This window comes from Shewanella subflava, assembly GCF_025971955.1.
In the GTDB taxonomy this organism is placed as follows: domain Bacteria; phylum Pseudomonadota; class Gammaproteobacteria; order Enterobacterales; family Shewanellaceae; genus Shewanella; species Shewanella subflava.
Window position 1 is genome coordinate 401,490 of record NZ_JAPDMX010000033.1, and the last position, 21,476, is coordinate 422,965.

14 protein-coding genes and 1 riboswitch are annotated in these 21,476 nt (G+C 43.3%); of the genes, 8 read left to right on the forward strand and 6 right to left on the reverse strand.

All coding sequences use genetic code 11. The features are described 5' to 3' along the window. Position 1: 1 nt before the first annotated feature. From OHT75_RS17475 to OHT75_RS17505, 7 genes are all read left to right on the forward strand, one after another. Positions 2-2,140, forward strand: coding sequence for a PfaB family protein (locus tag OHT75_RS17475; RefSeq protein WP_264728923.1), 2,139 nt, complete (start codon positions 2-4; stop codon positions 2,138-2,140). Beyond that, positions 2,137-7,926 (forward strand): hotdog fold thioesterase, encoded by a 5,790-nt coding sequence (locus OHT75_RS17480; protein ID WP_264728925.1) that lies wholly within the window; start codon positions 2,137-2,139, stop codon positions 7,924-7,926. Before OHT75_RS17475 ends, OHT75_RS17480 begins: the two co-directional genes overlap by 4 nt. A gap of 10 nt (positions 7,927-7,936) precedes the next feature. Continuing rightward, a complete protein-coding gene (gene pfaD / locus OHT75_RS17485) occupies positions 7,937-9,592 on the forward strand; it encodes an eicosapentaenoate synthase subunit PfaD (protein WP_264728927.1) in 1,656 nt (551 codons plus the stop codon). 94 nt (positions 9,593-9,686) lie between these two features. After that, positions 9,687-9,944 (forward strand): hypothetical protein, encoded by a 258-nt coding sequence (locus tag OHT75_RS17490; protein ID WP_264728928.1) that lies wholly within the window; start codon positions 9,687-9,689, stop codon positions 9,942-9,944. Positions 9,945-10,298: 354 nt separating this feature from the next. Then, positions 10,299-11,069: a substrate-binding periplasmic protein gene (locus OHT75_RS17495; protein ID WP_264728930.1), complete on the forward strand. Its 771-nt coding sequence runs from the start codon at positions 10,299-10,301 to the stop codon at positions 11,067-11,069. Positions 11,070-11,188: 119 nt separating this feature from the next. Next, positions 11,189-12,046 (forward strand): glutathione-dependent disulfide-bond oxidoreductase, encoded by an 858-nt coding sequence (yghU, locus tag OHT75_RS17500; RefSeq protein WP_264728932.1) that lies wholly within the window; start codon positions 11,189-11,191, stop codon positions 12,044-12,046. A gap of 657 nt (positions 12,047-12,703) precedes the next feature. Further along, entirely contained in the window at positions 12,704-12,877 is a 174-nt protein-coding gene (locus OHT75_RS17505) for a hypothetical protein (RefSeq protein ID WP_264728934.1), read from the forward strand. Positions 12,878-13,003: 126 nt separating this feature from the next. Here the strand turns inward: OHT75_RS17505 and OHT75_RS17510 are convergent, their stop codons facing one another. Next, the gene (locus tag OHT75_RS17510; RefSeq protein WP_264728936.1) at positions 13,004-13,792 is read right to left on the reverse strand and encodes a hypothetical protein; all 789 of its coding nucleotides are present in this window, start codon (positions 13,790-13,792) and stop codon (positions 13,004-13,006) included. Beyond that, positions 13,792-14,469: a fumarylacetoacetate hydrolase family protein gene (locus OHT75_RS17515; protein ID WP_264728937.1), complete on the reverse strand. Its 678-nt coding sequence runs from the start codon at positions 14,467-14,469 to the stop codon at positions 13,792-13,794. Before OHT75_RS17515 ends, OHT75_RS17510 begins: the two co-directional genes overlap by 1 nt. Before the next feature lie 251 nt (positions 14,470-14,720). Between OHT75_RS17515 and OHT75_RS17520 the strand changes: the two genes are divergently transcribed. Next, positions 14,721-16,754, forward strand: a complete 2,034-nt coding sequence (locus OHT75_RS17520) for a methyl-accepting chemotaxis protein (RefSeq protein WP_264728939.1) — start codon at positions 14,721-14,723, stop codon at positions 16,752-16,754. Between the two features lie 107 nt (positions 16,755-16,861). Here the strand turns inward: OHT75_RS17520 and OHT75_RS17525 are convergent, their stop codons facing one another. From OHT75_RS17525 to OHT75_RS17540, 4 genes are all read right to left on the reverse strand, one after another. Continuing rightward, on the reverse strand, positions 16,862-17,440 hold the full coding sequence (locus OHT75_RS17525; RefSeq protein WP_264728941.1) for a thymidine kinase: 579 nt from the start codon (positions 17,438-17,440) through the stop codon (positions 16,862-16,864). A gap of 113 nt (positions 17,441-17,553) precedes the next feature. After that, on the reverse strand, positions 17,554-19,113 hold the full coding sequence (locus tag OHT75_RS17530) for a Na+/H+ antiporter NhaC family protein (protein WP_264728943.1): 1,560 nt from the start codon (positions 19,111-19,113) through the stop codon (positions 17,554-17,556). Positions 19,114-19,189: 76 nt separating this feature from the next. After that, positions 19,190-19,387: riboswitch (Lysine riboswitch) on the reverse strand. An 80-nt stretch (positions 19,388-19,467) separates the two neighbouring features. Continuing rightward, positions 19,468-20,391: an electron transfer flavoprotein subunit alpha/FixB family protein gene (locus tag OHT75_RS17535; RefSeq protein WP_264728945.1), complete on the reverse strand. Its 924-nt coding sequence runs from the start codon at positions 20,389-20,391 to the stop codon at positions 19,468-19,470. Position 20,392: 1 nt separating this feature from the next. After that, the gene (locus OHT75_RS17540; protein WP_264728947.1) at positions 20,393-21,142 is read right to left on the reverse strand and encodes an electron transfer flavoprotein subunit beta/FixA family protein; all 750 of its coding nucleotides are present in this window, start codon (positions 21,140-21,142) and stop codon (positions 20,393-20,395) included. Positions 21,143-21,476: the final 334 nt, after the last annotated feature.

Below are 21,476 nucleotides of genomic sequence, written 5' to 3' on the forward strand. Positions count from 1 at the left end.
TATGAGCGCCTTAACCAGCAAGGAATTAGCTGAAGCCGTTAAGCAACGCCATTTGATGCCGATGCGCATCGCGGTGTTGCTTAAACCGCCAAGCCCCCTTCCCCAAGTTGACTGCCACACCATTGCGCTGGACTATTCCAATCCACTTGGGTTTGAACAAGCACTTGCCAGTGCGGCTCAGTTACTGAGCGACAAGCCAAATATGATGGTTAATTTGGCTGACGCTTTGTGGCTTATTCCGGCACTATTCGCGGCTAAAAACAGTATTCACCCCCACGCCTTTATCAACGGTGTGGGCATAGCAACTAACAGTGACGAGGCCGTTAAGCAGGCATTAAGCCATGCGAAACGCTTGCACATTACGCCCGTTGTAGTGACAGCAAAAACCAGCTCGGCCAAACATAAGTTACAACAATTACATGCCTTGGTCAGCGCGATTGCGCATCGTCAAACACCACAATCTGCGACTTATTGTAGCGAAGATGGTAGCAATAATAGCTACGAAGAGCAGCGCTACTGGTTTTGCGATTTTCATCAAAGTCGAGTGGCAGCATTTAGCTGTTCGATGAGTGCTGACTCACATCAAGCGGTTATTTTAACCCAGGGCACTGAAGTGCTTGCGGCGAATCCTTTGCTTAATCAGCATAGATTATGGTTGCCGATTGGCGCAGCGACGGTAGCTGAGTTACAGATACATTTAGCTGAATTAGCACAGCAATTAACTGACTTGAATGATGTGTTAACGGATGGCATTACTGACAAGCTTGATGGTTCCCCAGTGACGCTTCCCTTGCTGCATTTAATCAAACAGCAGCTGACAGCATACAGTGCTATTGTGAAACAACATAAATTCACCGCCGTGGTCATGGCCACAAGTTTTGCGGCTTTGTGTGCTGAAGTCAGTGCCATGCAACATGCCCTAGCGGGGATCAAGGCCAATGAACCTTTACACTATAAAACCCCAGCGGGCAGTTGCGTGACGACTGCCCCCTTGGGTGATAGTGGTTTAAGTTTTGTCTTCCCGGGAGTGGGTACGGTTTATCCCAATATGCTTAAACATCTCGGGCATAGTTTTCCTGCACTTTATGCTGAGCTTGAAAAACAGGGCGATTTACAAGCCATGTTACAAAGCCAACATGTTTATGCCCCTGATGGCGCAACCCAGGATATGAGCCTGTCAGAGCTGGCGATTTCGGGCGTGGGCGCAAGCTATATATTGACTAAGCTACTGACTAACACATTCAATATTAAGCCTAAATTAGCGTTAGGCTATTCAATGGGTGAAGCGTCAATGTGGGCCAGCTTGGATGTGTGGCAACAACCGCATAACTTAATTGATGCGACCCAAAGCAGCTCGATTTTCACCCAAGATATTTCAGGTGCCTTAAATTGTGTGCGCCAAGATTGGCAACTACTGCCAAGCGATGAAATTGTGTGGAATAGTTTTGTCACCCGCGCAACGCCTGAAGAGTTGGCTCCATACCTTGCTGAATACCCTCGGGTATACATTGCGATCATTCAGGGCGATACCTGTGTGATTGCTGGGTGCGAAGCAAGTTGTAAGGCGTTATTAAAACAAGCAGGTAAGCGCGGCATAGCTTCAAATAAAGTCACCGCCATGCACACTTTACCCGCGATGCAAATTATTGAACAAGTGAAACAATTTTATTATCAGCCGTTAATGGATACTGTGCCCGATGCGATAAAGTTTATTAGCGCGACTGAAGCTCAGCCAATCCAGTTAACCTCTGATGCCATCGCGCAATCTATTGCCGATACTTTTTGCCATCAACTGAACTTTACCCAACTCATCGCTAAGGCTTATCAACACGGTAGCCGCTTATTTGTTGAAATGGGTGCAGACAGACAAACCACCACATTAATCGACAAAATTTTGCCTAGTCAGGCTTATCACCAAGCTCACGCTATTGCCGTTAATGCCAAAGGCGCGGATGAATGTATCAGTTTATTGAAATGTTTAGGTCAACTACTCAGCCACCAGGTGCCGATGTCATTTGCCCCGTTTATCGATAGCATTGATTGTGCTATTGCGCGAGCATCTGAACCATTGCAGGCTTGTGGCCATGCGTTTTTATCGACAAAGACGCCTCACCTTATTTCAGAAGGAGAACCCCATTGAGTTCTCATAACACGCCAAAAATTGCCATAGTAGGTTTAGCGAATCAGTACCCCGATGCGGATACGCCGGCAAAATTTTGGCAAAACCTGCTCGATAAAAAAGACTCTCGCAGTCAAATCAGCAATGAAAAGTTAAATGCAAAACCTCAAGAATACACTGGGGTTCAAGGCCAATCTGATCGCTTTTATTGTGATAAAGGCGGCTACATTCAACACTTTCAATTTAATGCCAACGATTATCACATTCCAGCCAGTGCATTTAGTGGTTTAGATGACAGTTTTTTATGGGCGACCGATACTGCGCGTAATGCGTTAGCAGATGCGGGCATCGACTTAAACGATGATCGTTTAGCGCGTACAGGTATTGTGATGGGCACCCTGTCATTTCCGACCGCGAAATCGAATCAGCTATTTGTTCCGCTTTATCATGATGCGGTTGAAAAAGCCTTACAGGTTAAATTGGCTCAGCCAAACTTTGTATTGCAACGTTTTGGTGAGCAGCAACCCCAACAGATTAACTATCGCAATGGCGCGATTGCCCATAACGCCTCAAAATTGGTGGCCGATGCTTTAGGGCTAGGTGCAGCACAATTAAGCCTTGATGCAGCCTGTGCAAGTTCAGTTTATGCCCTCAAGTTAGCCTGTGATTATTTACACACTGGCAAGGCTGATATCATGCTAGCTGGTGCGGTATCAGGGGCAGATCCATTCTTTATTAACATGGGTTTTTCCATTTTTCATGCGTATCCAGATCATGGTATTTCAGCGCCCTTTGACAGTAATAGTAAAGGCTTGTTTGCCGGTGAAGGTGCTGGTGTATTAGTGCTAAAGCGTCTGGAAGATGCCGAGCGCGATGGCGATCATATTTATGCGCTAGTCAGCGGTATAGGCTTATCAAACGACGGAAAAGGTCAGTTTGTATTAAGCCCAAACAGCAAAGGACAGGTCTTGTCTTTTGAGCGCGCCTATCGTGAAGCCAACATCGCCCCCGCCAGTATTGAAGTGATTGAATGCCACGCAACGGGCACGCCATTAGGCGACAAGGTTGAGCTAACCTCAATGGAGCGCTTCTTTGAAGATAAACTCAATGGCAGCGCCACGCCATTAATTGGTTCAGCTAAATCCAATTTAGGTCATTTACTCACGGCCGCAGGCATGCCGGGGATCATGAAAATGATCTTTGCAATGCGCCAAGGCGTGTTACCGCCAAGCATTAATATCAGTAGTCCGATTTCGTCACCCAATCAATTATTTGGCCAGCAAACGCTGCCCAATGACGTATTGCCTTGGCCAGATAAAGCCGGTAATGCAGCACGTCACGCTGGCGTGTCGGTATTTGGTTTTGGTGGTTGTAATGCGCATTTATTAATTGAATCTTATGACAATAATCGTCCTAATCATCATGCTAAGACGAATGCACCAGTATTAAACGCATCCCATCAACCCATGCGTATTACCGGTATTGCGGCTCACTTTGGCCAAGCCAGCAGCTTAAATGAGCTTGCTGCTAAAGTGACACAACAGCAATCATTAATGACTCAACTTCCCACCAAGCGCTGGAAAGGCTTAGAAAAACACCCTGAATTACTTGCTAAACATGGTCTACACGCTGCGCCGCAGGGCGGCTATATTGAGCAATTCGATTTTGATTTTTTACGCTTTAAAGTGCCGCCTAATGAAGATGACCGATTAATCTCGCAGCAACTGTTATTGATGAAAGTGGCCGACGAAGCGATTGTTGATGCCAAGTTAACGCCAGGCAGTAAAGTGGCGGTATTGGTGGCCATGGAAACTGAGCTTGAACTGCATCAGTTCAGGGGCCGAGTTAACCTCCATAGCCAAATTGCGGACAGTTTAACCGCCCACGGTGTTGAATTAACCCAAGATGAGTACTTAGCACTTGAAACCATCGCAATGGATAGTGTCTTAGATGCCGCAAAGCTGAATCAGTACACCAGCTTTATTGGCAATATTATGGCGTCGCGCATTTCGTCATTGTGGGACTTTAACGGCCCAGCCTTTACTATTTCAGCGGGTGAACAATCGGTGAACCGCTGTATAGATGTGGCGCAAAATCTGTTTGCACTAAGCTCACACAAAGAACCACTAGATGCGGTCATTATCGCTGCGGTCGACTTATCTGGCAGTATCGAAAATATGCTGCTAAAAAATGCCTGCTTATCGTCATCAGGGGCAAGTGATAGAGCTTTATCAGCATGGCATGTGGGTGAAGGTGCTGGCGCGATAGTATTGCAAACGCCAACTGCGGGGGCAGCTAATGCAAACAGCTATGCCAATATTGATAGCCTGCAATTTCACTCGCGTTACTGTGCAGATAAGGTCAGTGCCAACATTCTTGCTAAGTCAGCTGACTTAGTTGAATTGAATCAATCACCTGAAAGCCGATTAGACTTAATGGGGCAAAACCTACATCAGCAACTTTCACAAGGTGCGACTAACCTAACCCAAGCACAACAGTTGATGGGCCACAGTTTTGCCGCATCGGGAATGGCGAGCATTGTACATAGCTTAATCAAACAAGCGCAGCAACACTCGCCAGTTAACGCCTGTGTTGTGACGGTCAGTGAAGATCAATGCTCCAACATTGATTTATCTGCATCGTCATTACAACAACAAGCACTAAGAGATCGATTGCACTTACCGCTAACGCAACAATTAGCCACTGGCAGTAAATTAAGTTTAATTAAACAAGTCAGTTTGGGCGGCCAAGATATTTATCAGCACATTATTGATACGCCTTTATCTGCCATGACACAGATTCAAGCGAAATGCGCGCACATTGTGCCTGTAGCGCGCCCGACAGCCACGATTTCAGCTATCCCAATGACTTACAGCCTAACTCATCAAAATAAGCTTACTCAGTCGGTGACAGAATCCACGACTTCAACAGAGACGACACCCAATATTATGCCTAATTTAAAATCGGCTTCTCCTGTTAATCAGGCACAGATCCCATCCTCGTCTGTGGCTAACGCTCTCCCCCCTGCGCATTTAAACGCTTTTCAACAGAACCAGTGGCTTGCTCAGCAAGCGCATTTGGCATTTTTGAAAAGCCGCGATGCAGGCTTAAAAGTGGCTGACACCCTGTTAAAGCAGCAACTTGCTCAGGCTAACGGTTCAGCATCCCCGATGGCTGTTAAAGCTCAAGCAGAAAATGTTCTGGCAAAACCTGCCCCGCAAACTGCACTCGCACCTAATCATGCAAAAGTGCCCGCGTATACCGCGCCTATTCCCGCCAATAAGCCGTGTATTTGGAATTACGCTGACTTAGTGGAATATGCAGAAGGTGATATTGCCAAGGTATTTGGTCAAGAATACGCCATTATTGATAGCTACTCTCGTCGGGTACGATTGCCCACCACAGATTACTTATTGGTATCACGGGTCACCAAACTTGATGCGACCATGAACCAATATAAGCCGTGTTCAATGACCACTGAATACGATATTCCGCTAGATGCACCTTACTTAGTTGATGGGCAAATCCCTTGGGCTGTGGCCGTTGAGTCAGGCCAGTGTGATTTAATGCTTATCAGCTACTTAGGCATAGACTTTGAAAACAAAGGCGACCGCGTCTATCGCTTATTAGATTGCACCTTAACCTTTTTAGAAGATTTACCTCGTGGCGGTGATACATTACGTTACGATATTAAAATCAATAACTTTGCTAGCAATGGCGATACATTACTTTTCTTCTTCTCCTATGAATGTTTTGTCGGCGACAAAATGATTTTGAAGATGGATGGCGGTTGCGCTGGCTTCTTCACTGATCAAGAACTTGCTGACGGTAAAGGGGTTATTCAAACCGAAGACGAAATTAAAAAACGCCTTGAAGTGATCAATAACCCTCACAAACTGCGTTTTGAGCCCTTATTACATTGTGGGCAGACACAGTTTACGTATGGCCAAATACATCACTTACTTACCGGTAATATCGGCAGCTGTTTTGGTGGCGAGCATGCTAAGCATCAGCAGCAAACAGGTGTTCAACCGTCTTTATGTTTTGCATCTGAAAAGTTCTTAATGATTGAGCAAGTGAGCAAGCTTACCGTCAATGGCGGTGCGTGGGGCTTAGGCCTAATTGAAGGCCACAAACAATTAGCACCTGATCATTGGTATTTCCCATGCCACTTTAAAGGTGATCAGGTGATGGCTGGCTCTTTAATGGCCGAAGGCTGTGGTCAGTTATTACAGTTCTTTATGTTGCACATTGGTATGCACACCTTAGTGAGTAATGGCCGCTTCCAACCACTTGAAAATGCATCACAAAAAGTGCGCTGCCGTGGTCAGGTATTGCCACAACATGGTGAATTAACCTATCGAATGGAAGTCACTGAAATCGGTGTGAGTCCGCGCCCTTATGCCAAAGCCAATATTGATATTCTGCTTAACGGCAAAGTGGTCGTCGATTTCCAAAACTTAGGTGTCATGATTAAAGAAGAAAGCGAATGTACTCGTTACCCACAACTGGCTTTAGCATCAAATTCAACTGAGCATGTGCAAGATAAAGCACCACTCATGGCACAAGTGCCAGATTTAAGCGCCCCAACAAATAAGGGCGTGATTCCGCTTAAACACGTTGAAGCGCCAAGTGTTGCACCAGATTCAAAGTACGCTAACCGCGTACCAGATACAGTGCCGTTTACGCCTTATCATATGTTCGAGTTTGCAACCGGTAACATTGAAAAGTGTTTTGGGCCAGATTTCAGTATTTACCGAGGCTTAATTCCACCACGCACACCTTGTGGTGATTTACAGTTAACCACCCGCGTCGTCGAAATTAACGGCAAACGTGGTGAGTTGAAAAAGCCATCATCGTGTATTGCTGAATATGAAGTGCCAGCTGATGCTTGGTATTTTGCTAAAAATAGCCACCCAGCGGTGATGCCTTATTCGGTGTTAATGGAAATATCACTGCAACCTAATGGCTTTATTTCAGGCTATATGGGCACCACTTTAGGATTCCCTGGACAAGAATTGTTTTTCCGTAACCTCGATGGCAGCGGTAAATTATTACGCCATGTTGATTTACGTGGTAAAACCATTGTCAACGATTCCAAGCTACTATCCACCGTCATTGCGGGTAGCAACATTATTCAAAACTTTACCTTTGACCTAAGCGTAGACGGAGAGCCTTTCTATACCGGCAGCGCGGTATTTGGTTACTTTAAAGGGGATGCGCTGAAAAACCAGCTTGGTATTGATAACGGTAAAATCACCCAACCTTGGCATATTGATAATAATGTGGCCGCTGATATCAGTGTTAACCTACTCGACAAGCAGTCGCGCGTTTTTAACCCACCCGCCAATCAACCTCATTATGCGCTAGCGGGCGGTCAGTTGAACTTTATCGACAAAGCTGAAATTGTCAAAACTGGCGGCAAATACGGTAAAGGTTACCTTGCAGCATCACGCACCATTGACCCAAGTGATTGGTTCTTCCAGTTCCATTTCCATCAAGATCCCGTCATGCCGGGTTCATTAGGCGTTGAAGCTGTGATTGAGTTAATGCAAACTTACGCCATTAGCACCGACCTTGGTAAAGGCTTTACGAATCCTAAATTTGGCCAAATATTGTCAGATATCAAGTGGAAATACCGTGGTCAAATCAACCCATTAAACAAACAAATGTCTCTTGATGTGCATATCAGCGCCGTGAAAGATGAAAATGGCAAGCGCATTATTGTGGGCGACGCAAACCTCAGTAAAGATGGTTTACGTATTTATGAAGTAAAAGATATCGCTATTTGTATCGAAGAGGCATAAGGGAATAATAATGACAATAAGTATCCAAAACGAAAAGCTTTCTCCATGGCCTTGGCAAGTTGCCTCAAGCGATGCCAGCTTTGACCCTGTTAATATGGGTAAAAAATTAAAAGACCTCACAAAGTCATGCTATTTGATTAATCACCCAGAGCAAGGCTTAGGTGTATCGCAGCAGGCACAAGTGATTACCGAGCAAGACGAGATAGCCAACATTGCCAGTAATGATGCCAATGCGCAGCATTTACCTGTCAGTGCTTTTGCCCCAGCCCTTGGCACGCAAAGCTTAGGTGACAGTAATTTTCGTCGGGTTCATGGGGTAAAATATGCCTATTACGCAGGGGCTATGGCCAACGGTATTGCCTCTGAAGAATTAGTCATCGCACTTGGTCAAGCCGGTATTTTATGCTCATTTGGTGCTGCTGGCCTTATTCCATCACGCGTGGAACAAGCCATTCAGCGTATTCAAGCTGCGCTGCCCAATGGCCCATATATGTTTAACTTGATCCATAGCCCGAGTGAGCCTGCACTTGAGCGCGGCAGTGTCGAACTATTTTTAAAACATAAGGTTCGTACTGTAGAAGCCTCAGCCTTTTTGGGCTTAACGCCGCAAATCGTTTATTACCGAGCCGCGGGCCTTAGCCTTGATAGCCAAGGTGAAGTGGTAATTGGCAATAAAGTGATCGCTAAAATTAGCCGTACTGAAGTGGCGACTAAATTTATGGAACCTGCGCCAGTCAAAATGCTACAACAGCTAGTCGATGAAGGATTAATTACTCCATTACAAATGGAATTAGCCCAACAAGTGCCGATGGCGGATGATATTACCGCCGAAGCAGACTCGGGGGGGCATACCGACAACCGTCCGTTGGTCACCTTATTGCCGACGATTTTAGCCCTAAAAGATAAAGTTCAAGCTAAATATCAATACAAAACCCCAATCCGTGTAGGATGTGGTGGCGGTGTGGGCACGCCCGATGCGGCATTAGCAACCTTCAACATGGGAGCAGCCTTTATTGTAACAGGCTCAATTAATCAGGCTTGTGTTGAAGCGGGTGCCAGTGAGCATACCCGTAAATTACTTGCGACGACCGAAATGGCTGATGTCACCATGGCACCAGCTGCAGATATGTTTGAAATGGGCGTAAAACTGCAAGTGGTTAAGCGCGGCACGCTATTCCCGATGCGTGCCAACAAGTTATACGAAATTTATACCCGTTATGATTCTATCGAAGCGATCCCAGCCGATGAGCGTGAAAAACTGGAAAAACAAGTGTTTCGTTCAAGTCTTGATGATATTTGGGCGGGTACGGTTGCGCATTTTAATGAACGCGACCCTAAGCAAATTGAACGCGCTAAAGATAATCCAAAACGTAAAATGGCGTTAATTTTCCGCTGGTATCTTGGCCTATCAAGTCGTTGGTCAAATACCGGTGAAGTTGGTCGTGAAATGGATTATCAAATATGGGCAGGCCCAGCACTTGGTGCCTTCAATGAATGGGCTAAAGGCAGTTATTTAGATGATTATACTAAGCGAAATGCGGTAGACTTAGCTAAACATATGATGCACGGCGCCGCCTACCAAGCTAGAGTTAACTTATTGACGGCGCAAGGTGTAGCAGTGCCTGTTGAACTACAACGCTGGCGTCCACAGGATCAAGTGAAGTAATTAGCGTCAACAATGCTATCTGCACTCGATAAAATATTCAATAAGGTCTGTTAACATGCCTATGATTAACAGAAACTTACACTAGGTAATGGTAATGAGCGAAACGCAAAAACTGGATTTTTCAGCCGTTAATAACACGACTCTAGCGTCTTTTAATCAACATAAAAATTTGATTAAACGCATGATGAAAGGAAATAGCGCAACCTGCAGTGAATGCAATAAACCGCTTACCTTACAATTGCCGCCCAACACAAAAAATGCCAAGCCAAGTGCTAAACCTCCTGGTATTTACTGTGCAAAAGGGTGTACGGATATAGAGTTAGATATGGAAGCCGTATCTTTGATGCAATAAAAATACTGTGTTTTGGTATTGATTAAAGGCGCCTTTGGCGTCTTTTTTATTGTCTGAATGAAACCTATTATCGTAAATCAGCGAGCAAACATCGCCATGGGAAAACACAATAACAAGGCAGTTTTTATAATAAGTCTTTGTAGAGAAATAGAATTTAATGCCTATATCGAGTGTTTTTTCAAATTAGCATGAGCAGTTTTTTATTACGATGACGATTAATCACCAAAGCTTGAAATAAAATAACTCTTTTCTAGGTCTACTCTTTTAATTGCAAACACTATAATGTTAAAAGTGAATATACATTCTGCACCTCGATGTGCCGAACATCATAAAAATACAGATTCAAGGTTATCAATGAAGTATCGTTTTATGTTAGCCCTTGCTGCCATCGTTTTTAGCGGCGTAAGTTTTGCCAAAACTGAAGATTATCAGTTTGCCTCTATAGAATTTTTGTTTGAACAACAAGTTGGCGCAAAAGTGCTGCCAGAGATTTATGCAAAATTGGGATTAACCATCAGTATCACGCCTATGCCTGGCAAGCGTGCCCAGCGAGAAGCTGTGTCGGGTCATAAAGATGGCGAGATCATGCGAATATGGACTTATGGTATTGAAAATCCAACAATGATCCGCGTACCAACTGCGTATTATCAATTAGAAACCATGGCGTTTGTGCATAAAAATAGCCAAATTAACTTAGCGTCTCATTCTGAACTACTCAACCACAACTTATTAAAAGTCCGTGGGGTAAAGCACACTGACAATATCACTCACGGCCTAAAGTATGTGTTCAATTATGATGACACATTAAGCATGATGACGGCTTTAGGCGAGAGCAATAACAGCGTAGCACTAACCAATACCGCCGACGGTTTATATGCGCTTAAAAAATTAAATATTGATTACATTAAGCCCCTGCCCCCCGCACTTGCGACATTAGAGCTTTACCATTACATCAATCCTAAAAATGCAGCTTTGGTGCCTAAAATTGATGCGGTAATTAAATCCATGAAAGCCAGTGGCGAGCTCGATATGCTTTTACGTGAAGCTGAAGGTGAAGTGCTAGCCAGTCTTGATGCGCCGAAAAAATCTGCCAATGATAAACTGACGACGGTGGCACAAAAATAGCTAAAAATAGCTAAAAATAGCTAATACTACCTACTTGAATTTTAAAGATTAACGCATCAAACCTCAATCATTGCACACCGCGCACAACAGCCAGATTTAAAATTGAACAAGGATTTAACATGACAAACCAATACACGCCTCCAGCTGTATGGACAATGGAAAATGAAAATGGCGGCCAGTGGGCCAGTATCAATCGCCCTGATTCTGGTGCGCGCCATGAGCAATCCTTACCCGTTGGAAAGCACGACTTACAGCTTTATTCATTAGCAACACCTAACGGCCAAAAAGTGACCATTCTGCTTGAGGAATTACTGGCATTAGGAGTGAAAGGTGCTGAATATGATGCCCACTTAATTAATATTGGTGAAGGTAATCAGTTTTCATCTGGGTTTGTGCACGTGAACCCCAATTCAAAAATTCCAGCACTGGTTGATAACTCAGGTGCTGAAGCCATAAATGTATTTGAGTCTGGCGGCATTCTATTATACCTAGCAGACAAATTTGGCCACTTTATACCAACGGACATTGCTAAGCGAACCAAAGTGATGAACTGGTTATTTTGGTTACAAGGTTCTGCGCCTTATCTTGGCGGCGGCTTTGGCCATTTTTACGCTTACGCGCCAGAAAAGTTTGAATATCCTATCAATCGCTTCTCAATGGAAGTAAAGCGCCAATTAGATTTGTTAGATAAACAGCTTGCCCAAAACGCCTATATTAGTGGTGATGAATACTCGATTGCTGACATCGCTATTTGGCCGTGGTATGGCAATCTCGTATTGGGGAACCTTTATAACGCAGGTGTATTTTTAGATGTTGCCAGTTATACCCATGTTTTGCGATGGGCAAAAGCAATTGAGCAACGCCCTGCTGTGCAACGTGGCAGAATTGTCAATCGAACCTGGGGCGAAGTATGGGAACAAGTACCAAACCGTCATAGCGCGGCAGATATTGATAACGTGCTGGCACTGAAACCCTAGGCCCAACTTGTTTAAACTCTGCTTGGTTAGACATCACGCTTTAACAACCGATGCTACTTAATCAGCTTAAATCGGCCCATAGACTGAATTGTCGATTTAAGCTTTAATTATCCAACCCTATTATTGTACGACCATCGTATAGTTTGATAAAAATCATGGCTGTCATGAGCGAGAATAACGTAATAGTTGGATAATGGATTAGATAATGAATGTCGCTTTTTGATAATAAAACTTGATCATTTTCAAGCTCATTTATGGACAAAAACGATTTAGAACACAGCCTGCCGCAGGCCTATGTGCAAGCTCGACCGTGACACGCTGCAAGTTCGTCCCTGAAAGCTCGGCCATGACGTCCATGTCATGGACGGTCACGGCCGCGCTTACACTGGAATTATTATCTCTTCGATTTGACTGTATTTGGGCAATTATAAAAAGCAAAAAGATAAGTAACTAATCAGCTAAAAGGCTCAATATGAATTGAGGTCATCGAGAAAAGGCCGTGAGCTTGGCATGGATGCCAAGCTAGCTTTCGTTAGGCTACGGTCACTCTTTGGCATCCCTGCCACAGTGACATTTGTAAATCCATTTACTTCAGATACCTATCGGAAGCGTTAGGGAGATTTTGTATTAGGCGACAATGGCCGAAGCAAGCTAGAAATGAAGTTTAAAGCTGGATCAAACTCCATCGAAAATATGCGCTTTTCAGCATTTTTCGTCTGGGGCGCTGAGGTTTTCCAAAGGGCTTCTTTTGTAAAAAAAGCGTGCGTTTTGCCCCTTTGGTCTGGTGTGGGCGAAGCGCCACGAGGTTGGTGGCCGCAGGCCATCTACTAAACTCGCTTTGGGGCAGAAATGTTTTAGTCCTGCCTCCCGTTTTCTCAGCAGATATAGCAAAATATCAAACAATTTATAAATGCCCGAACACTATTAAGCTGATCAAACCTTAATCAAAACGCATAACTATCGGTTGTGATCAAATCTGACGCTTATTTTACCCAAATGTTGATATTCAATATCAACATTGGTTGCCAACGGAACCTTTACCACACCACAGTATGAGCCTGTTATTATCGCCTGACCTTTTTTGAGACTGACACCTTTAGATGTTAAATAATTGATTAACCAATAAATGGGGGCTTGTGGAGACTGACAAGGATGCACACCTTCAAACATGTGCGCTTCGCCATTATGACTCACAGTGATATTGATGTTATTGGCTTGATAAGCAAGAGGCTTGTCGATTTGCGGCCCTAAATACAACCCCTGATTACTTAATCCATCAGCCAGCTTTTCATAATAGCTTGCGGGGTAATCAGTACTGAACCGACCTTGAATTAACTCTAGCGCCATATGGGTAGCACTGATAGCCAAATCTATTTGTTCATTGCTGTAATGTTGATAAGCCGTAAAGTCTTGTCCCAAAACAAAGGCAATTTCAGGCTCGATTAACGCTTGTAAGCCGCTCGTTTTAGCAGAGGGGATTATAGGGCAATGAAACTGTTCCACCACAGCCCGCGCCAAAATGGGTGCAAAAATCAATTGGCCATTTTCCAGTGGCGTTAAACACTTCCATCCAGCAATATCTTGATTTGAAAGAGCGATCATTTGTTGCTGCACCGCGAAAGCATCATCAATACTGTGCGGTTTTAAATCAACATGTTCAGACGCTGGTGAAATAGCGCTGCGTTGAGTGAATAAATGTTGCGCTAATAGGCTATGTGAATTTGTCATCGTTTGTTGAGTATCCATTAAATAGCTAACCACTGTTGTTTTAGGAGTGGCTGGGTTTGGGCAATATCATGGATCAGTTGCGCTTCAGAATGATATTCAATCCCTTGCCATAGGGTTAATTCAAAAACACCACCAGACTTTACCTCTCCCACGCCCTTTGGAGTACCTGTCATTACTATATCGCCACTTTCCAGCGTTAAAAAATCACTGACTTCAGCAAGGATTTCATTCGGTGAATAGATCATTAACTGACTATGGCCTAACTGCGTTAACTGGCCATCTACGGTTAAACTGAAACTCCAATGCTGCTTATCATCGCCTTGGGTGTGTTGATTTATACTCACAAAATCACTGAATACTGCCGAACCATTAAAAGCCTTGGCACGCTCCCAAGGCAAACCTTTGGATTTTAATTGGCTTTGTAATTGACGCTTAGTTAAATCAAACCCTAAGCCGACTGCCACAAATTGACCTTTTTCGACAACAAAACACAGCTCAGCCTCATAATGAAGCGCTTGCTGCAGATGAATACTGTTAAGTTGGGGGCTAATCGCACTATTGGGTTTGATAAACACCACCATATCATCAGGAATATCATTACCTAACTCATATATATGCTCTACATAATTGCGTCCAATACAAACAAGTTTAGAGGGCGTGATCAAAGGCTGCTGATTAAGGCTGAAGTGTTGCATCGCGATCTATCTCTTTTAAAAACGGGCAAGATAATTATCCCGCATACAAAATAAAACCACTACACTTAAATGGCAGTTTGCCGATATAAAACAGTGTCTTTACTCAAAATAAAAGTGATATAAAACGAAATCACTCTAGCTTTAATCTGTTAACCTCTGATTATTTTGGTTACACTGAAAACACTAAATCTTATTAAAAACATATAATTAAAATAAAAAGTGCGTACAGCACAACAAATAAGAGACGAAATATGAACTTGCTTGAGCTAACAATTAAACAAAAAATTGCTTTGGGTTTTGCCACTATAGGTGTGTTACTTCTTGCTGGTAGTAGCTTTTTTTATCGTTCGCTAAACCAAATTCAAACAGCAAACACCAATATTGAAATCTTAGCTCAACCGGTACAAAGCCAAAGCAACTCACTGCAACTCAGTTTATTAAAAATGGTTAAAACGGGGAGTTTGGCTTTTTCTCAAACCGGCAACACGGATATCAGTGCCAGCTTTAACCAATTTAAACAGTTAGAAAAACAATATGCTGCCACTTTGAATGATCTTGCCATTAAAGTAGCCGACCAACCTAATATGAAACGAGCATTGGACAATGTGACCCAACAATATGCCCAATATCGTCAACAAGCTGAACTGATGTTCAATGCCAAGTTAAATATTGAACAAACCCGCCAAGAGTATCAAAAACAATTCCAACAGTTTTTGGCTATCAAAGATCAAGCCAGTAACAGCATGATTGATCTGGAAATGATTGATGCTGGAGAGAATGCCCGTCTTCTTGAAGAAGTGATCGGCACAGGCACAAGATTAGACGACACCATTTATAATATGGGCAATATTATGGCTGAAGTTGCGCGCTTTACAGACTTAAAAAGTGTCGATAACCATCAGCAAGATGTGATGATGATGGCCAATAGTATTGAGACCAATTTTCAGTTTTTAACACAGCAGGCCGCCACATTACCTGCCGATGATTTACTGGCAATTTTTGCAGAACAATTCAAGCAAATGAAAACCTTGTTAGACTCGCCTGGTACACTTTATGAAAGTCAACGTAAGGTGGTAGAGGTAATAAAGCAGTCTGAAATGGCTTATGAGCAATCAAATCAATATTTTGAATCAAGTTATTCTGAACTGAATCAGCTTATTACCCTTGCTGATAACCGCTTTGCTGATTATCAACTCGCCTCCTCAAATGAAATTAGCACAGCCCAAACCCTAGCAATCGGGCTTGCTGTTATTTTTATTGTTCTTGCTATTATCATTTACTATTTTACTTCCAAGGCGATGCTGGGGCCTTTGCAAGCCGTCAATAAAGCGTTATCACGTATCGCCAGTGGTGACTTATCAAGAAGGCTTGAAAAACGCAATAATGATGAGTTTGGTGAGTTAATGGATAACATTAACAAACTCTCTGACGATTTAACCTCTTTGCTGCAAGATATCAGTCGAGATGCGCATCTACTGGATGAGTCGGCCATTAGTTCCCAAGCACAGGGAGAGCAAATCGCCAACTCGGCAAGCGATCAGATTGGTCAAATCAACCAAGCGAAGCGTTTAGCAGAGCAAATTCACCACAGCTCTAGTTTAGTGAACGAGCAAGCCAGTGAATCAGCCAATCATATTAGTCTAGCCTCTTCGCAGGGGAAACAGGTAAAGGGGATTGCAGATGATAACCGCGATAGAATTGAACAGTTATCGAAAGGCTTAAGTCACGCAGTTAACACCATGAATAATCTCAGCCAGCACAGTGATAACATTGGTGGCATTTTGGTCACCATTAGCGCCATTGCTGATCAAACTAACTTGCTTGCTTTAAATGCCGCCATCGAAGCTGCCCGAGCTGGAGAGCATGGACGCGGCTTTGCGGTAGTGGCCGATGAAGTGCGTTCGCTTGCATCAAGAACCCAGTCTTCCACCGCTGAAATTCAAACTATGATCTCGGCTTTACAGCATGAAACAACCAATGCCGTAAAGGCAATTTCTAAAGGCCAAGCTGATGCAAACCAATGTGTCGAGCAAAGCCAGTCGTTACATGATGCGATTGAACAAATCGAGGCAGCCTTGGTGACGATTAACAAAATGAGTCAGGGAATTAATCAAGCAGCTAATGAACAAGTAAGTTTTAGTGAACAAATTGAACATACAATGATGGTTACCGCAGATTCGGCTGAAACCAATGCTCAGGAGTCATCAGTAATGGCCAAACGCAGTAAAGAGTTAAACCAGCTAGCGCACTCACTTACCGCTTCTGTTGAAAGGTTTAAACTGTAATTTGTAGCTGGTTCAAACCTCAATTGAAGATCACCATATTCAGGCAAATAAAAAGTCGAATTCAATGTCAGGTTTAATTCGACTTTCTATTTATACCGTTCAGATGTTTAATCCCACAAAAATTCTCTAAAATGTTTGCGGCACACAGACTCGTAAGATTCGTTACCCCCAATAGCGACCTGCTCACCTTCTTTCATCGGTTTGCCTTCGCCATCTAGGCGCACAACCATATTGGCTTTACGGCCACAATGGCAAATGGTTTTAAGCTCTACCAGCTTATCAGCCCAGGCCAAAAGATACTGGCTACCGGTAAATAATTCGCCCTGAAAATCATTACGCAATCCGTAACACAATACCGGAATGTCAAGAATATCGACCACATAGGTTAATTGTTTAACCTGTGCTTTAGACAAAAACTGGCTTTCATCAATCAACACACAATGAATATGCTGTTGTTGATGAGACTGTGCAATCATCTCGCTAAGATCATCATGACTTGCAAAAACCTGCGCATCAGTTTCGATACCAATTCGTGATGCCACTTTACCAACGCCATAACGATCATCAATTGATGCTGTCATCACTAAAGTGTGCATACCACGTTCACGGTAATTATAAGAAGATTGTAATAACGAGGTCGATTTACCCGCGTTCATTGATGAATAATAGAAATACAGTTGCGCCACAAGAAATTCCAATATTTTTACTTTGCTAAATTCTACTCGTTTAATACCGAACACCACAAACAAAAATGCCGCACAATGTTAATTATGCGGCATTTTAATAACCATGCTATCGCTTAACGGCGAGAATAAACCATTAACCCGATTACTGTAATAGCAAACACGACGCTACAGGCTAAGAAGCCGCTCATAATAGAACCTGTAAATCCGAGTACCGAATATCCAACAATACTGATCAATGCAACAATTAAGGCATATGGCAGCTGCGTAATAACGTGGTCAATGTGATGACAACTTGCCCCAGTTGAAGACAAAATAGTGGTATCCGAAATCGGAGAGCAATGGTCACCAAATACTGCTCCGGCTAATACTGCTGACAACATAGGTAACATCATGGTCGAGTCACTTCCCATCGCCATATCTGCAGCAATAGGTAACATAATCCCAAAGGTGCCCCAACTTGTTCCGGTAGAAAAAGCGGTAATGCCTGCAAGAATAAACAGCACCACAGGCAATAATTCAAACGGAATTGCACCTGTGACTAAGCTAGCCATGTATTTACCCGTTTCTAACTGACCAATGACGCCGGCGATGGACCATGCAAACAGCAGAATATAAATGGCAGGTAACATCGATCGTGCACCGGCAACCATACCCAGCAATACCATGCGGGTTTCTAACTTTTGCATAAAAGCCAGCACCAAGGTCACGATAAAACCAGCAATTGCACCGTAAAATAATGATTGGCTAACAGCGGTATTTTCGAACGCGCCTAATACATCAAATGGCTTACCTTCGGCGGCTAATGCATCAGCACCACTACTTATCATAAAGTAAACCGTGGCGGCAATTAACGCCAAGATGGGTAAAAACAGGCCGATGATCTTACCTGTATCTGCCTCGGGTAAGTCAGGGTTTGCTCCAGGAGGTAAGCCTTTAGACTCATCATACAATTCACCTTTTTGCGCCTTTAATTCATGCTGGCGCATTGGGCCAACATCCAGCCCCAAAAGTGCCACGCATAACAAAAGTAACAGGGCGAAAATAGCGTAAAAGTTCATTGGGATCATTTGTACAAATACACTCAGATGCCCTGAATCAGTAAATCCATGCGCCGTTAAAATACCGCCTATCAGCGCAATAATATAAGCGCCCCAACTTGATATAGGTGAAATCACACACACAGGCGCAGCGGTTGAATCTAATAGGTACGCCAGTTTTGCACGTGATATGTGGTATCTGTCGGTTATCGGTTTAGCAATAGACCCTACGACTAAACTGTTAAAGTAATCATCAATAAATACCACACAGCCTAAAAACATGGTCATCAGTTTGGCATCGCGTTTACTGCGAATACGGTCTTTAGCCCAATCTGCAAACGCACGAGATGAGCCACTCACGGTGATCAGCGCTGTGATCATGCCAAGCATGATTAAAAAACCTAAAATTTGTAAATTCCAACTGTTTAATGCACCGTCATCCCAAACCAGACCGGTGACGGTTTCAGCTAAAAATGTGCTGGTGTCCCCTAATGAGAACTGTGTGAGCAGCAATGCTCCCACTAAAATACCGACACCGAGAGACAGCAATACTTTACGAGTTACAATCGCCAAAACAATTGCGATTGCTGGGGGAAGCAGTGACAGTGCCGAATCGGCATGACTTAGTACGTTCATTATTTATTCTTCGTGTATGTACGAATGGAGGGCAACTGAACCGGTGCAAAGCAAAAATATGCTAAGGAACACCTGTCCTATCAGTAGCGCTCCATAGTAATTTATCTTTGTCATCCCGACAAAAAATACTATGGCAGTACGGCACCTATTCGGTAACCTTACCAGCTGTTATGTGTGATAACGATAACAACTTCGGCACTGAATCCTTTTAAGCTAGATCGCAGGCATCACCCTAACTAACTTGACTCATATTCAGTGCACCTCTACTTAAAAGGGCAAAAAAAGCGTGCACATGAAAACATAGTGGCGATGGGGTTGCCACCCCATCGCCACATATTGTGACAAAGATCACGTTTACAGTAAATTATTCAGTGCAGGGATAGCATCAAATAAGTCTGCTTCTAAACCATAATCAGCCACTTGGAAAATTGGCGCTTCTGGATCTTTGTTAATCGCTACAATCACTTTAGAGTCTTTCATACCTGCAAGATGCTGAATAGCACCCGAAATACCCACGGCGATATACAAATCTGGCGCAACAATCTTACCCGTTTGACCAACTTGTAAATCATTGGGTACAAAGCCTGCATCAACTGCCGCACGAGATGCTCCTACAGCAGCACCCAACTTATCAGCTAATTGTTCAAGGATGGCAAAGTTTTCACCACTGCCCATACCACGACCGCCCGAGACGATAATTCCAGCATTACCTAATTCAGGACGTGCCGACTCTGTCAGGGTTTGCGAAACAAATTGAGTACGTGCATCAATTGCAGTATCAATAGCGACTAATTCTGCGCTACCCGTTGATGCAACAGCATCAAATGCACTTGAGCGTACCGTCATCACTTTTTTATCATCTAAACTTTGAACGGTAGCAAGCGCATTACCCGCGTAAATTGGGCGAATAAAGGTATCAGCACTTTCAACACTGATCACTTCTGATATTTGCGCCACATCTAATAATGCAGCAACTCGCGGTAATGTATCTTTACCTACGCTAGATGCCGCAGATAAAATATGTGAATAATCAGTAGATAAGCTGATAATTAATTTCCCGAGGTTTTCAGCTAAATGATTTGCATACAAGGCAGAATCAGCCACAAGTACCTTAGTTACACCCGTTAATGCTTTGGCAGCGTTTGCTGCTTCAGCGCATTGATGACCTGCCACTAGCACATGAATATCACCACCAATTGCGGATGCCGCTGCAACCACTTTTGCGGTATCTGCTTTTAAATGCGCATTATCGTGTTCTGCTAAAACTAAAATGGTCATATTAGATCACCTTCGCTTCGATTTTTAATTTTTCAACAAGTTCTTCAACTGAAGACACCATGATACCGGCTTGACGTTCAGCAGGTGGAGTCACTTTTAGTACCGTCTGGTGAGCCTTTAACGTTACCGCTAGGTCTGTAACTGAATGCACATCTAGTGGCTTACGTTTGGCTTTCATAATGTTAGGTAATGAAGCATAGCGTGGCTCATTTAAACGTAAATCAACAGTAACAACTGCGGGTAATGGCATTGTTAATGTTTGTAATCCGCCATCAATTTCACGGGTGACAACAATGTTGTCACCTTCAACTTTCACTTCTGAAGCAAAAGTGGCTTGTGGCATATCAGCAAGTGCTGCCAACATTTGGCCAGTTTGATTGTTATCCCCATCAATAGACTGTTTACCAAAAACCACTAACTGTGCTTGTTCTTTTTGTTGCACAGCCAGCAATAATTTGGCGATAGATAATGGCACAAGCTCTTCATCGGTTTCGATATGAATCGCACGATCTGCACCTAATGCCATCGCTGTTCTTAATTGTTCTTGCACAGCTTTACTACCAACACTTACCACAACGACTTCAGTGGCGATGCCCGCTTCTTTTAGGCGAACAGCTTCTTCAACAGCGATTTCACAAAATGGATTCAGAGCCATTTTTAGATTCGCAGTATCAACATTTGAATGATCAGCTTTTACCCTGACCTTTACATTGGCATCAACGACGCGCTTTACAGGCACCAATACTTTCATAGGGTTTCCTTTCTACACCTTGTCTATGGGCAACACATTGGCCAACGCCAATGCAAGATAGCTCAACTTTACGACCTGTTAACGTTAACGTCAACCTAAGTTAAACGCTTGTTTGAAAAATATAACACAAAACTGGCAAGGAAAAGTAACAATGACTCAAACTTGTCTCATTAATTGGCGATAAATAGCCTGTTTTTAAATCATTTCATAAAATAAGCTTATTTTTGATAAATTAAATTGATCAAGGTCGAATATGTTTCTATTATTATGTGCATTAATAAAAATAAATTTTATTAATTGTTATTAGTTTAGTTGAATGCACTGCAAAATAAAA